This window comes from Janthinobacterium sp. SUN026 (genome assembly GCF_030397625.1).
Taxonomy (GTDB): domain Bacteria; phylum Pseudomonadota; class Gammaproteobacteria; order Burkholderiales; family Burkholderiaceae_D; genus Janthinobacterium; species Janthinobacterium kumbetense.
On sequence record NZ_JAPQNU010000001.1, the window covers coordinates 1,534,466 to 1,547,731 of the forward strand.

The window sequence follows — 13,266 nt, forward strand, 5'->3', positions numbered from 1 at the left end:
AAATGACAATCAAAATTTCTATCGACTGCATGGGCGGAGATCACGGTCCCTCAGTCACTATCCCCGCAGCAATTTCCTTCGTAAAACATGAGCCTGAAGCCGAACTGATCCTTGTTGGATTGGAAGACGTGATCCGTGCCGAACTGAAAAAACATAAAGCCGACACGCATCCGCGCCTGTCGGTATTGCATGCCTCCGAACAAGTTACCATGGACGATCCCCTGGAAGTGGCCCTGCGCCGCAAGAAGGATTCCTCCATGCGCGTGGCCATCGAACAGGTCAAGAACGGCGTGGCGCAAGCCTCCGTTTCCGCCGGTAATACGGCAGCCCTGATGGCCGTGTCGCGCTATGTATTGAAAACCATGTCCGGCGTCGACCGCCCGGCCATCTGCAGCATCTTGCCGAATCAAAAGAACGGCCCCACCTACATGCTGGACCTGGGCGCCAACGTCGATTGCGAACCGCATCACTTGCACCAGTTCGCCATCATGGGTTCCGTGCTCGTGTCCGCCATGGAAGGCATCGCACGCCCCACGATCGGCTTGCTGAACGTGGGCACGGAAGATATCAAGGGCAATGAAGTGGTGAAACTCACCTCGAAGCTGCTGCAGGCCGACCACGAGCGTGGCGCGCTGAACTTCTACGGCAACGTGGAAGGCAACGATATCTTCAAGGGCACGACCGATATCGTCGTCTGCGACGGTTTTGTCGGCAATGTCACCCTGAAAGCCATCGAAGGCCTGGCGCGCTTCATGAAAGACGTGCTCACTTCCGAATTCAAGCGCAATCCGATTACCATGCTGGGCGCGCTGATCGCCCGCGGGGCCCTGAAAGCCATTGGCAACCGCTTGAATCCATCGCGTTACAACGGCGCCAGCCTGCTGGGCTTGCGTGGTCTCGTCTTCAAGAGCCATGGCAGCGCCGATGCCTATTCCTTCGAATGGGCCTTGCGCCGCGCCTTTGATGCGGCAAAAAATGACGTGCAAGCGCACCTGGCCAGCCTGATCGCCGAGCTGATGCCGCGCACGCCAGTACCGGACGAACCTACATCAACAAGCTCTACCATTTAGTGGACGGGTATTTGCATGACTGTTTTTAGCAAAACTTACAGCAAAATTATCGGCACCGGCAGCTACTTGCCGGAGAAGCGCGTCACCAACCAGGATCTGACCGAACAGCTCGCCGCCAAGGGCATCGAGACGTCGGATGAATGGATCGTGTCGCGCAGCGGCATTTCGGCGCGCCATTACGCGGCGCCGTCGCAAAACTCCTCGGACCTGGGCGTGGAAGCGGCCAGGAAGGCCCTGGAAATGGCTGGCCTGAACGGCAATGACCTGGACCTGATCATCGTCGCCAGCTCGACCCCCGATTTCTTCGGCAGCTTCCCAAGCACGGCCTGCATCGTGCAAAACAAGCTGGGCATCACGAATAACTGCGCCGCCGTCGACGTGCAAGCCGTCTGCAGCGGTTTCGTGTATGCGGTGGCCACGGCCGACAGCTTCATCCAGTCGGGCATGCACAAGAACGTGCTGGTGATCGGCGCCGAAGTGTTTTCGCGCATCCTCAATTTCGACGACCGCGGCACTTGCGTGCTGTTCGGCGACGGCGCCGGCGCCATCGTCATGACGGCATCGAAAGAGCCGGGCATCCTGGCCACCAAGCTGCACGCGGACGGCCGCCACTCGAACATCCTCAGCGTGCCGGGCAGCCTGGCTGGCGGCGCGCTGGACGGCAGCGCCTTCCTCTACATGGATGGCCCGGCCGTGTTCAAGCTGGCCGTGTCCGTACTGGAAAAAGTCGCGCACGAAGCCCTGGAACATGCCAACATGACCTCGGACCAGATCGACTGGCTGATCCCGCACCAGGCGAACATCCGCATCATGAACAGCACGGCCAAGAAACTCGGCTTGCCGCTGGACAAGATGGTCGTCACCGTCGACCAGCATGGCAACACCTCGGCCGCCTCGATTCCGCTGGCGCTCGACATCGCCGTGCGCGACGGCCGCGTCAAGAAGGGTGACAACGTCATGATGGAAGGCGTGGGCGGCGGCTTTACCTGGGGCGCCGTGCTGGCGCGCATGTAATCCCGCAACATTATTAAAAAAACGGAGTCGACATGACACAATTTGCATTTGTTTTCCCAGGCCAAGGCTCGCAAGCGATTGCGATGCTCGACGGTTTCGCCGGCAACCCCGTGGTTGCGCAGACCGTCGCCGAAGCGTCGGACGCCCTGCAATTCGACCTGGGCAAGCTGATCGCCGAAGGTCCGAAGGAAGAATTGGATCTCACCACCAACACGCAACCCGTGATGCTGACGGCGGCCGTGGCCTTCTACCGCGCCTGGCTGGCGGCCGGCGGCCCAGTGCCGACGGTCGTGGCCGGTCACAGTCTCGGTGAATACTCGGCGCTGGTCGCCGCCGGCGTCATTTCCTTCAAGGATGCCGTGCCGCTCGTGCGTTTCCGCGCGCAAGCCATGCAGGAAGCCGTGCCCGTCGGGCAGGGCACGATGGCTGTCGTGCTGGGCCTGTCGGATGACGACGTGCGCGCCGCCTGTGCGGAAGCGGCGGCGGAAAACCCGGCCCTGGTGGTCGAGCCTGTCAATTTCAATGCGCCAGCGCAAGTCGTCATCGCCGGCCATACAGCTGCGGTCGAGCGCGCCTGCGAACTGGCCAAGGCCAAGGGCGCCAAGCGCGCCATGAAATTGCCCGTCTCCGCGCCATTCCACTCGTCGCTGCTGAAGCCCGCGTCGGACCGTTTGCGCGAGTATATGGCCGGCCTGACGTTCGCCGCGCCGCAGATCGCCCTGATCAACAACGTCGACGTGGCCATCGTCAACGACGTGGCCGGTATCAAGGATGCGCTGGTGCGCCAGGCGGCCAGCCCCGTGCGCTGGGTGGAAACCATGCAAAAGGTTGCCGCGGACGGCATCACGCAAGTGATCGAATGCGGCCCGGGCAAGGTCCTGATGGGCCTGGCCAAGCGCATCGACCCGGTGCTGGTGGGCGACGCCATCGTCGACCAGGCTTCGCTGGAACGCATTTTGACGCAGCTCAAATAAACATCAGATCGCGGCAGCCTGCCTGCCGCGGTTGCTCTTAAGGATACTCATGAATTTAGCAAATCAAGTCGTGCTGGTCACGGGCGCCTCGCGCGGCATCGGCCGCGCCATCGCCACCGAACTGGGCAAGCAGGGCGCCACCGTGGTCGGCACCGCCACCTCGGAAAGCGGCGCGCAAGCGATTACCGATTACCTGGCCGCCGAAGGCGTGGCAGGCAAGGGCCTGGTCCTGAACGTGACCGATGCGGCGCGCTGCGCGGCCGTCGTCGATGAAGTGCAGAAAACCTACGGCAGCCTGTCGATCCTCGTCAACAATGCGGGCATCACGCAAGACCAGCTGGCCATGCGCATGAAGGATGAAGAGTGGGACAGCGTCATCTCGACGAACCTGTCGGCCGTCGGCCGCCTGTCGCGCGCCGTGCTGCGTGGCATGATGAAAGCCAAAACTGGGCGTATCATCAACATCACGTCGGTCGTGGCTTCGTCGGGTAATCCGGGGCAAATGAATTACGCGGCGGCCAAGGCCGGCGTGGAAGGCATGAGCCGCGCCCTGGCGCGCGAAATCGGCAGCCGCAACATTACCGTGAACTGCATCGCGCCGGGCTTCATCGATACCGACATGACCAAGGCCCTGAGCGAAGAGCAGCATGCGGCCCTGTTGACGCAAATTCCCCTGTCCCGCCTGGGCAAACCGGAAGACGTGGCAGCGGCCGTGGCCTTTTTGGCCTCGCCGCAAGCGGCGTATATCACGGGCACGACCCTGCACGTGAACGGCGGAATGTACATGAATTGATGTGAAAGGTAGACGGGGCGGGCGTTTGTGGCATGATTCAACGGTCGTTTTTGTCTATAATCGCATCTTTTAGCAGCAGCTTCGGTTGAATTAGCAGCAGACACCGAAATTAGTATTCGGACGCGCAAACCTGATAAAATGCGCGCACTTTCCGTAACACACACTTTGGAGCCATAACATGTCGGATATCGAACAACGCGTTAAGAAAATCGTCGCTGAGCAACTGGGCGTTGCAGAAGCAGACATCAAAATCGAATCCTCCTTCGTCGACGACCTGGGCGCCGATTCCCTGGACACCGTGGAACTGGTGATGGCCCTGGAAGACGAATTCGAAATGGAAATCCCTGACGAACAAGCTGAAAAAATCACCACCGTGCAACAGGCGATCGACTACGCCACCGCACACGTCAAGGCCTAAGCCTGTCTGACCGACTTCAGGAGAATCGCTTGAGCCGTTCTAAAAACCGTCGTGTTGTTGTCACCGGCCTGGGTTGCGTTTCACCAGTCGGCAATACTATTGCCGAGGCGTGGGGCGCAATCATTGAAGGTAAATCCGGCATTGCCACGATTACCAAGTTTGATGCACAGCCATTCACCACGCATTTTGCCGGTGAAGTCAAAGGTTTCAATATCGAAGAGTACATCTCCGGTAAGGAAGCCCGCCATATGGATACCTTTATCCATTACGGCATGGCTGCAGGCATCCAGGCGATGCAGGACTCCGGCCTGGAAGTGACCGAAGAAAACGCCGAGCGTATCGGCGTGATCATCGGTTCCGGTATCGGCGGCTTGCCGCTGATCGAGGAAACCAAGTCCGAGTACGAAAAGCGCGGTCCGCGCCGTATCTCGCCATTTTTCGTGCCTGCCTCGATCATTAACATGATCTCTGGCAACCTTTCGATCAAATATGGTCTGAAGGGCCCGAACCTGGCGATCGTTACAGCGTGCACCACCGGTTTGCACAGCATCGGTGCCGCAGCGCGCATGATCGAGTACGGCGATGCCGACGTCATGATCGCCGGCGGTGCCGAATCGACCGTGTCGCCGCTGGGCCTGGGCGGTTTCGCTTCGGCACGTGCCTTGTCGACCCGCAACGACGATCCGGCAACGGCATCGCGTCCGTGGGATGCCGACCGCGACGGCTTCGTGCTGGGCGAGGGCGCTGGCGTCATGGTGCTGGAAGAGTACGAGCACGCGGTGGCCCGCGGTGCCAAGATCTATGCCGAAGTGCATGGTTTCGGGATGAGCGCAGATGCTTATCACATGACCTCGCCGCTGGAAGATGGTAGCGGCGGCAGCAAATCGGTGATCGCGGCCCTCGACAACGCAGGCTTGAACGCGGATCAGATTCAGTACCTGAACGCGCACGGCACGTCGACCCCGCAAGGCGACGTGGCGGAAGTGATGGGCATCAAGCGTACCTTCGGTGATCACGCCAAGAAACTGGTCGTCAACTCGACCAAGTCGATGACGGGCCATTTGCTGGGCGGCGCGGGCGGTCTGGAAGCGGTGTTTACGGTCCTGGCATTGCACCATCAGGTGTCGCCTCCGACCATCAACATCTTCAACCAGGATCCGGCGTGCGATCTCGATTTCTGTGCCAACACGGCGCGTGACATGAAGATCGATTATGCAGTGAAAAATTCGTTCGGCTTCGGCGGCACGAATGGCACGCTGATTTTCGGTAAAGCGAAATAAGCAGGAACTTTCAAGCGCTCGCTACGGTCAAATCGTAGTGAGCGCTGATTCGCCGCCAACGTTCGTTGGCGGCTGAATTTGCCCGGCATGGTGCCGGCGCGCCTTTTTTCTCCCATGAACTATGTCGATCGCGGTAGCGGCTGTCATTCGCACGCCTGTCTGTTTGCGCCTGTTGCAAGCGGTGCTGGGACTGTGCGCCTTGCTGGCCGCCTGGCCCTTGAGCGGTCTCTGGCGCAGTCTGCCCGCGTCCGGCCAGCTGGTGGGCGGCTATGCGCTGGGCTGGAGCGGTGCCGTGCTGAGTGCGGCTGGCGGCGTGTTTTTGCTGGCTTTGCTGCGCCGGCGCAGAAAGCCGCAGGCGCTTGATATTTCGCCGGTCGGGCAGTTGCGGCTGGCGGTATATCTGGAGCATGGCGCGGCGCCGGACGCCGGTGCTGCCGGGCTGGCGCAACCGGCCGGGCCGGGGCCTGTGGCGGCGCCGGGGCTGCGCCTGTTGCCGGGCTCGACCCTGTGGCCGTCGCTGCTGGTGCTGTGCCTGGCGGATGCGGCCGGACGGCGCACGGCGGTGCTGGTGCAGCGCGGCGGCAGTTGCACCGCCTTCCGCCCGCTGGCCGTGGCTTGCCGGGCGATCGCGGCGCGGAACAGGGAAGAATAAAAGTGGGACGAACACTGAACTTCTTGCAGCGGGCCAACTCTATATCCATACAGGCGCCCACGCTGCATGACTACAGGGACATCGGGCGTGAGGACAGAGCGCGAGTATGATCAGTTACTGGTCGAGCGGGTGCAGGCTGGCGACAAACGGGCATTCGATGTGCTGGTATCGAAATATCAGCGCCGCTTGATGCGCCTGGTGTCGCGCCTCGTGCATGACCCGGCGGAGGCCGAAGATGTGGTGCAGGAAACCTTTATCAAGGCATACCGGGCGCTGCGCCATTTTCGCGGCGAGGCCGCCTTTTATACCTGGTTGTATCGCATCGGCATCAACACGGCCAAGAATTATCTCGTCACGCAGGGGCGGCGCGCCGCCACATCCAGCGACGCCGACGCCGAGCAGGCGGAGTCTTTCGATGACGGCAATAAATTGCGCGACAACAATACACCCGAATCGGTGCTGGCCAGCAAGCAGATTGCCGCCACCGTCAATGCGGCCATGGATGTGCTGCCCATCGAATTGCGCACGGCCATCGTGCTGCGCGAGATCGAGGGCCTGAGCTATGAAGAGATATCGGAGATCATGGCGTGCCCCATCGGCACCGTGCGCAGCCGGATTTTTCGCGCGCGCGAAGTGATTGCGGAGAAATTGAAGCCGTTGTTGGACATGCCGATTGACAAGCGCTGGTAATCTGGAGAGTATGAGGTTGGCATGGCTGCGACCGGTTTCCGCACCGATCCTCTTGAAATGGCAGGACCCATCATGGATACGCATACACGATTGCACGAGACTATTTCCGCGCTGGCCGATGGCGAGCTGGCGGCGAGCGAACTCGAACTGGCGTTTGCCGCCCTCGATACGCCATCGGGACGGCAAGCCTGGGATGCCTATCGCCATATCGGTGAGGTGCTGCGCTCGGAGCAGTACGGCCATGCGCTGAGCGCCCAGTTCGATGCGCGCCTGGCCAGCCGCCTGGCCGCGGAGCCGGCACCCGAAGAGTCCGCTGCCCATGCGGAACCGCTGCCGCCCCTGGCCGCCGGCATCGTGCCGCCTGGCGTGGCCGAACCGCTGGAGGCGGGGCCGCTGGCGCAGCGCTAGCTGGCCCCTCGTCCATCTTATGCCTGGCTTAACCTTCCCGTCGCCCCCTTGACACTGGCCTTCCGTACGATTGACACTGTGCGCAGGCAATATCTTGCTTTTGCGATATATTGTTGCATTGTTTGCCATGCGCGCTGTCAGGTGGGTTTGCCCCTGGATTTCCGTCATGACGGCCAATCATGCGCGCAGGCAATCGCCTGATCCGCGTTTTGAACCGTTTATATACTCGAAAAGATCCTTTCCATGAAAAAAAACATGTGTGCCGCCAGCAAGTCGTTTTCAGTGAAGACGCTTTCCGCCTTATTGTTCGGTACGGCTGGCGTCTTCCTTGCTCCCACCATGCTGGGCCTGGCGCCACAGGCGCAGGCCGCCGTGCCGGCCGTGAAACTGCCTGATTTCTCGGACCTGGTCGACGCCGTCGGCCCGGCCGTGGTGAATATCCGTACCACCGAACGCCTGAAAATGGGCGGCGCCGGGGCTGGCGTGGGCGGTCAGGATGAGCAGGAAATGCAGGAATTCCTGCGCCGCTTCTTTGGCGGCGCCATGCCCGCACCGCGCCAGCAGGCGCCCCGTGGCGGCCGCCGCGCCGTGCCGCAGGAGCAGGAAGTGCAGCGCGGCGTCGGTTCCGGCTTCATCATTTCGGCCGATGGCTACGTGCTGAGCAATGCCCACGTGGTCGATGGCGCCGACGAGGTGTATGTGACCCTGACGGACAAGCGCGAATTCAAGGCCAAGGTGATCGGTGCCGATGCGCGCACCGACGTGGCCCTGCTGAAAATCGAGGGCGCCAACTTGCCGCGCCTGACCATCGGCGACTCGAACAAGATCCGCGTGGGCGAGTGGGTGATCGCCATCGGCTCGCCATTCAACCTGGAAAATACCGTGACGGCCGGCATTATTTCCGCCAAGTCACGCGATACGGGCGATTACCTGCCCCTGATCCAGAGCGACGTGGCCGTCAACCCCGGCAACTCCGGTGGTCCGCTGATCAATATGCGCGGCGAGGTGATCGGCATCAATTCGCAGATCGCCACCTTGTCCGGCGCCTACAATGGCATTTCGTTTGCCGTGCCCATCGATGAAGCCATGCGCGTGGGCGAGCAGCTGAAAAAGACGGGGAAAGTCGTGCGCGGACGCATCGGCGTGCAGATCGGCGAAGTGAGCAAGGATGTGGCGGAATCGCTGGGCTTGCCGAACGCCAAGGGTGCGCAAGTGTCGATGGTGGAGCCGGGCGGTCCGGCCGACAAGGCGGGCATCAAGCCGGGCGACATCATCCTGAAATTCAACGGCGCGCAGATCGAGCGTTCATCCGACCTGCCGCGCCTGGTAGGCGGCGCCGCCGTCAACGGCAAATCCACGGTCACCGTCTGGCGCAAGGGCGCGCAGCAGGATATTCCCGTCACCGTCGTCGAGCTGGAAAGCGAGAAAACGGCGAAGAAGGGCGCCAAGGAGCCGGAAGCGCAAGCCGTCAATGCGCTGGGATTGAAAGTCAGCGACGTGCCGGCCGCGAAGAAGCAGGAGCTGAAGATCGAGGCGGGCGTGCTGGTCGACGATGCCGACGGCGTGGCGGCCCTGGCCGGCTTGCAGCCTGGCGACGTGATCTTGCAATTGAACAACGTTGCCGTGAAAGACGCCAAGCAGTTCAATGCCCTGGTGGCCAAGCTCGATCCGAAAAAGTCGTCGGCCGTGCTGGTGCGCCGTGGCGACGTGGCGCAATTCGTTTCGCTGCGTCCGTCTGCCAAGTGAGTTTCTGATTCCATCCGCATCCCGGCTCCGGCCGGGATGCCCTTCCCTTTTCTTCATGCACTTCACCCTCTATTCCCGCAGTTATTGCCATTTATGCCAGGACATGCTCGATGCCTTGCTCCTGCTGCAAGCGCCCGGAAAACCGTTCACCGTCGACGTGATCGATATCGATGCGTCGCCCGACGCCTCGCTGCTGGCCCGTTTCGACGAGCTGGTACCGGTGCTGTTTGGCGACCTGGCGCAGCCCGAGCTATGCCATTATTTCCTCGATGAGGCAGCGGTACGGCGCTGCCTGACGTAGCTTAAATACCAATATTGACACTGCATTGCACCATTCTGGTGCTGAAAACAGCCGAAAATGTCGGCTTGGCCCGGTGCCGGCCTCATAAGACGGGCTTTCTACTCTGAAATCCGGTAAAATGGGGAGGTCGAAAAAGCTACTGTCCGAGGCAGCAGCTTCTGTCGCTTCAAAAGCGCTCGCCTGGGCATGCAGATGTCCTGCTCGGAGCGCTTTTTTCATCATGAGTGGGGCGCCTGGTTCTGGCCCTGTTTGGCCCGGACATGATTCCCCTGATTCCTGTTAAAGCAGTGTCGTCAACTTCGCACTTATATTAGTTAATGAACAACATACGCAATTTCTCCATCATCGCCCATATTGACCACGGTAAATCGACCCTGGCTGACCGCATCATTCAATTGTGCGGCGGCTTGTCCGACCGCGAGATGGAGGCGCAGGTGCTCGATTCGATGGATCTGGAGCGCGAGCGCGGCATTACCATCAAGGCGCAAACGGCGGCCCTGCACTACAAGGCGCGCGATGGCCAGATCTACAATCTGAACCTGATCGATACGCCAGGCCACGTCGACTTCAGCTATGAAGTGTCGCGCTCGCTGTCGGCGTGCGAAGGCGCGCTGCTGGTTGTTGACGCATCGCAAGGCGTGGAAGCGCAAACCGTGGCCAACTGCTACACGGCGCTGGACCTGGGCGTGGAAGTGGTGCCCGTGCTGAACAAGATCGACTTGCCGAACGCGGATCCTCCGAGCGCCATTGCCGAGATCGAAGACGTGATCGGCATCGACGCGGGCGACGCCGTGCATTGCTCGGCCAAGACGGGCTTCGGCGTGCTGGACGTGCTCGAACAATTGATCGTCAAGGTGCCGCCGCCGAAGGGCGACCCCGATGCGCCGCTGCAGGCGCTGATCGTCGATTCCTGGTATGACGCCTATGTGGGCGTGGTCATGCTGGTGCGCGTCATCAACGGCACCCTGAAACCAAAAGACAAGATCCGCCTGATGGCCACCGATTCGGTGCAACTGGTGGAAGACATCGGCGTGTTTTCGCCCCGTTCGCAATCCTTGCCGCAATTGTCGGCAGGCCAGGTGGGCTTCATCATCGCCGGCATCAAGGAATTGAAAGCGGCGAAAGTGGGCGACACCGTCACCCTGGCCAACCGTCCTGCCGCCGCGCCATTGCCAGGCTTCAAGGAAGTGCAGCCGCAAGTGTTCGCCGGCCTGTTCCCCGTGGAAGCGAACCAGTACGACGCGCTGCGCGACTCGCTGGAAAAGCTGAAATTGAACGACGCGGCCCTGATGTACGAGCCGGAAGTGTCGCAGGCGCTGGGCTTCGGCTTCCGCTGCGGCTTCCTGGGTTTGCTGCACATGGAAATCGTGCAGGAACGCCTCGAACGCGAATTCGACATGGACCTGATCACCACGGCGCCTACCGTGGTGTACGAAGTGATCCAGCGCGACGGCACCATGATCAACGTCGACAATCCGTCGAAGATGCCCGATCCGTCGCGCATCGAGGAAGTGCGCGAGCCTATCGTCACGGTCAATCTGTACATGCCGCAGGAATACGTGGGTTCCGTGATCACGCTGTGTATCGGCAAGCGTGGTATCCAGATGGACATGAGCTACCACGGCCGCCAGGTCAAGCTCGTGTATGAGATGCCGATGGCCGAGATCGTGCTGGACTTCTTCGACCGTCTGAAATCGACGTCGCGCGGCTATGCCTCGATGGATTACGAGTTCAAGGAATACCGCGCGGCCGACGTGGTCAAGGTCGACATGCTGATCAACAGCGAAAAAGTCGATGCGCTGGCCATCATCGTCCACCGCTCGAACAGCCAGTACCGCGGGCGCCAGGTGGCTGCCAAGATGCGTGAACTGATTCCGCGCCAGATGTTCGACGTGGCCATCCAGGCCACCATCGGCGCGAACATCATTTCGCGCGAGAACGTGAAAGCCTTGCGCAAGAACGTGCTGGCCAAGTGCTATGGCGGCGACATCAGCCGCAAGAAAAAATTGCTGGAAAAACAAAAGGCGGGTAAGAAACGCATGAAGCAAGTGGGTTCCGTGGAGATCCCGCAAGAAGCATTCCTGGCAATTTTACAAGTGGATGGTTAATACATGAACCTGCAAGTGATTTTAGGAAATTTCGCTTTAATCCTGTTCGTGCTGATGGTGTTGACGGGCCTGGTCTGGTGCCTGGATGTGTTTTATCTGTCCAAGCAGCGCCGCAAGGCGGCCGACCTTGCCCTGGCCGAGTTCGATGCGCGCCAGTCCAAGCTGGCCGCCGAGGGCATCAAGTCCGATGCGGGCGGCAGCCGCGCCACCATCGAGGCGGCCCTGTTGCGCCAGCCGACCTGGGTCGAATATTCGGGCAGCTTCTTCCCCGTCATCGCCCTCGTGTTCTGCCTGCGCTCGTTCCTGTACGAGCCATTCAAGATCCCGTCGAGCTCGATGGTGCCGACCTTGCTGGTGGGCGATTTGATCCTGGTCAACAAGTTTACTTATGGCATTCGTTTGCCGATCGTCAACAAGCGCATCATTGAAGTCAACGATCCGCAGCGCGGCGATGTCATGGTGTTCAAGTACCCGAAAGATATGTCGCAAGACTATATCAAGCGCGTGATCGGTGTGCCCGGTGATAAAATCACCTATGAAAACAAGCGTTTGACGGTTAACGGCAAGGAAGTGCAATACACGCCGCTGGACGACTACCTGGACGATGAAAGCACCGTTTACCACAAGCAGCTGGAAGAAAACCTGACAGGCGTGAGCCACCGCATCCTCAACGACGAGCCCGCTCCTACGTTGAACTTGCGCGAAGTGAAGGATTTCCCGCACAAGGAGTCGTGCGACTACAACGAAGACGGTTTCACTTGTGTAGTACCAGCAGGCAACTACTTCATGATGGGCGACAACCGCGACAATAGCGCGGACAGCCGCTACTGGGGCTTCGTGCCGAACGAGAACATCGTCGGCAAGGCTTTCCTGGTGTGGATGAACTTCAGCAATCCGAAACGCGTGGGCGGCATACACTAAGCCGTCCCTATGGCTGCCGCGCCGATTCCCCGCGCGGCGGCCAGCCGAATTACTCAGATGACACAGAAACAACAATGAATCTTCAGTTATTGCAAACCCGTTTAGGCTATACGTTCCAGGATGCTGGCCTGTTGCAGCAAGCCTTGACGCATCGTAGCCACAGCAGTTTGCATAACGAGCGGCTGGAATTCCTCGGCGACTCCATCCTCAACTGCGTGGTCGCTTCCATCCTGTACGAGCGCTTCAAGTCCATCGACGAGGGCGACCTGTCGCGCCTGCGCGCGAATCTGGTGAAGCAGCAGTCGCTGTATGAAATCGCGCAAAAGCTGGAACTGTCGCAATTCCTGCGCCTGGGCGAAGGCGAGCTGAAATCGGGCGGTTTCCGCCGTCCGTCCATCCTCGCCGACACCCTGGAAGCCTTGCTGGGCGCGATTTTCCTCGACACGGGCTTCGACGCCGCCAGCACGGTGATCCGCGCCTTCTACATCCCCATCCTCGACTCGGTCGATCCGCAAACCCTGGGCAAGGATGCCAAGACCCTGCTGCAGGAGTTTTTGCAAAGCAAGAAAATTTCGCTGCCACAATACAACGTGGTGGCTACCCACGGCGCCGCCCACAGCCAGGAATTCGAGATCGAATGCCTGGTGCCGAAATTGAACATCCAGGTCTACGGCCGTGGCGGAAGCCGCCGCGCCGGTGAGCAAGCCGCCGCCAAACTGGCGCTCGACGTGGCCGAGCAGGCGCTGTTGAAGTCGCCAGCCGCCAGCCGCAAGCCGAAACCGCGCGCCGCCCAGCTCAAGCTGGCCGGTATTGCCACCATCCAGAGCGACGACGCGGCAGCCCCAGCTGCCCCGGCGATCGCCGCTCACACTAAACAGAATCGACACTAGC

At 60.6% G+C, this 13,266-nt stretch carries 14 protein-coding genes; all 14 read left to right on the plus strand.

The genetic code is table 11. The features are described from left to right. The first annotated feature begins 2 nt into the window (after positions 1–2). A complete protein-coding gene (gene plsX, locus OX459_RS07020; RefSeq protein ID WP_034779241.1) occupies positions 3–1,070 on the plus strand; it encodes a phosphate acyltransferase PlsX in 1,068 nt (355 codons plus the stop codon). Positions 1,071–1,085: 15 nt separating this feature from the next. Next, positions 1,086–2,084 carry a beta-ketoacyl-ACP synthase III gene (locus OX459_RS07025; RefSeq protein WP_077406720.1) on the plus strand — a complete coding sequence of 333 codons (999 nt, stop codon included), beginning with the start codon at positions 1,086–1,088 and terminating at the stop codon, positions 2,082–2,084. Positions 2,085–2,116: 32 nt separating this feature from the next. Then, positions 2,117–3,058: an ACP S-malonyltransferase gene (gene fabD, locus OX459_RS07030; protein WP_077406717.1), complete on the plus strand. Its 942-nt coding sequence runs from the start codon at positions 2,117–2,119 to the stop codon at positions 3,056–3,058. A 49-nt stretch (positions 3,059–3,107) separates the two neighbouring features. After that, complete coding sequence (gene fabG, locus OX459_RS07035; RefSeq protein ID WP_035820245.1) at positions 3,108–3,851, plus strand: 3-oxoacyl-ACP reductase FabG; 744 nt, start codon at positions 3,108–3,110, stop codon at positions 3,849–3,851. A 178-nt stretch (positions 3,852–4,029) separates the two neighbouring features. After that, on the plus strand, positions 4,030–4,269 hold the full coding sequence (gene acpP / locus OX459_RS07040) for an acyl carrier protein (RefSeq protein ID WP_008449912.1): 240 nt from the start codon (positions 4,030–4,032) through the stop codon (positions 4,267–4,269). A gap of 29 nt (positions 4,270–4,298) precedes the next feature. Beyond that, positions 4,299–5,549, plus strand: coding sequence for a beta-ketoacyl-ACP synthase II (fabF, locus tag OX459_RS07045; protein WP_099667260.1), 1,251 nt, complete (start codon positions 4,299–4,301; stop codon positions 5,547–5,549). Between the two features lie 163 nt (positions 5,550–5,712). Further along, positions 5,713–6,201 carry a hypothetical protein gene (locus OX459_RS07050; protein ID WP_289904346.1) on the plus strand — a complete coding sequence of 163 codons (489 nt, stop codon included), beginning with the start codon at positions 5,713–5,715 and terminating at the stop codon, positions 6,199–6,201. Positions 6,202–6,267: 66 nt separating this feature from the next. After that, positions 6,268–6,891 (plus strand): RNA polymerase sigma factor RpoE, encoded by a 624-nt coding sequence (gene rpoE, locus OX459_RS07055; RefSeq protein ID WP_171985072.1) that lies wholly within the window; start codon positions 6,268–6,270, stop codon positions 6,889–6,891. A gap of 72 nt (positions 6,892–6,963) precedes the next feature. Then, positions 6,964–7,299 (plus strand): sigma-E factor negative regulatory protein, encoded by a 336-nt coding sequence (locus tag OX459_RS07060; protein WP_077406705.1) that lies wholly within the window; start codon positions 6,964–6,966, stop codon positions 7,297–7,299. 243 nt (positions 7,300–7,542) lie between these two features. Continuing rightward, positions 7,543–9,045: a DegQ family serine endoprotease gene (locus OX459_RS07065; RefSeq protein WP_099667262.1), complete on the plus strand. Its 1,503-nt coding sequence runs from the start codon at positions 7,543–7,545 to the stop codon at positions 9,043–9,045. A 55-nt stretch (positions 9,046–9,100) separates the two neighbouring features. Next, the gene (locus tag OX459_RS07070) at positions 9,101–9,346 is read left to right on the plus strand and encodes a glutaredoxin family protein (protein ID WP_289904347.1); all 246 of its coding nucleotides are present in this window, start codon (positions 9,101–9,103) and stop codon (positions 9,344–9,346) included. A gap of 317 nt (positions 9,347–9,663) precedes the next feature. Next, entirely contained in the window at positions 9,664–11,454 is a 1,791-nt protein-coding gene (gene lepA, locus OX459_RS07075; protein WP_034749621.1) for a translation elongation factor 4, read from the plus strand. 3 nt (positions 11,455–11,457) lie between these two features. Continuing rightward, on the plus strand, positions 11,458–12,375 hold the full coding sequence (lepB, locus tag OX459_RS07080; RefSeq protein ID WP_099667264.1) for a signal peptidase I: 918 nt from the start codon (positions 11,458–11,460) through the stop codon (positions 12,373–12,375). Between the two features lie 74 nt (positions 12,376–12,449). Beyond that, positions 12,450–13,265, plus strand: a complete 816-nt coding sequence (rnc, locus tag OX459_RS07085; RefSeq protein ID WP_077406693.1) for a ribonuclease III — start codon at positions 12,450–12,452, stop codon at positions 13,263–13,265. Position 13,266: the final 1 nt, after the last annotated feature.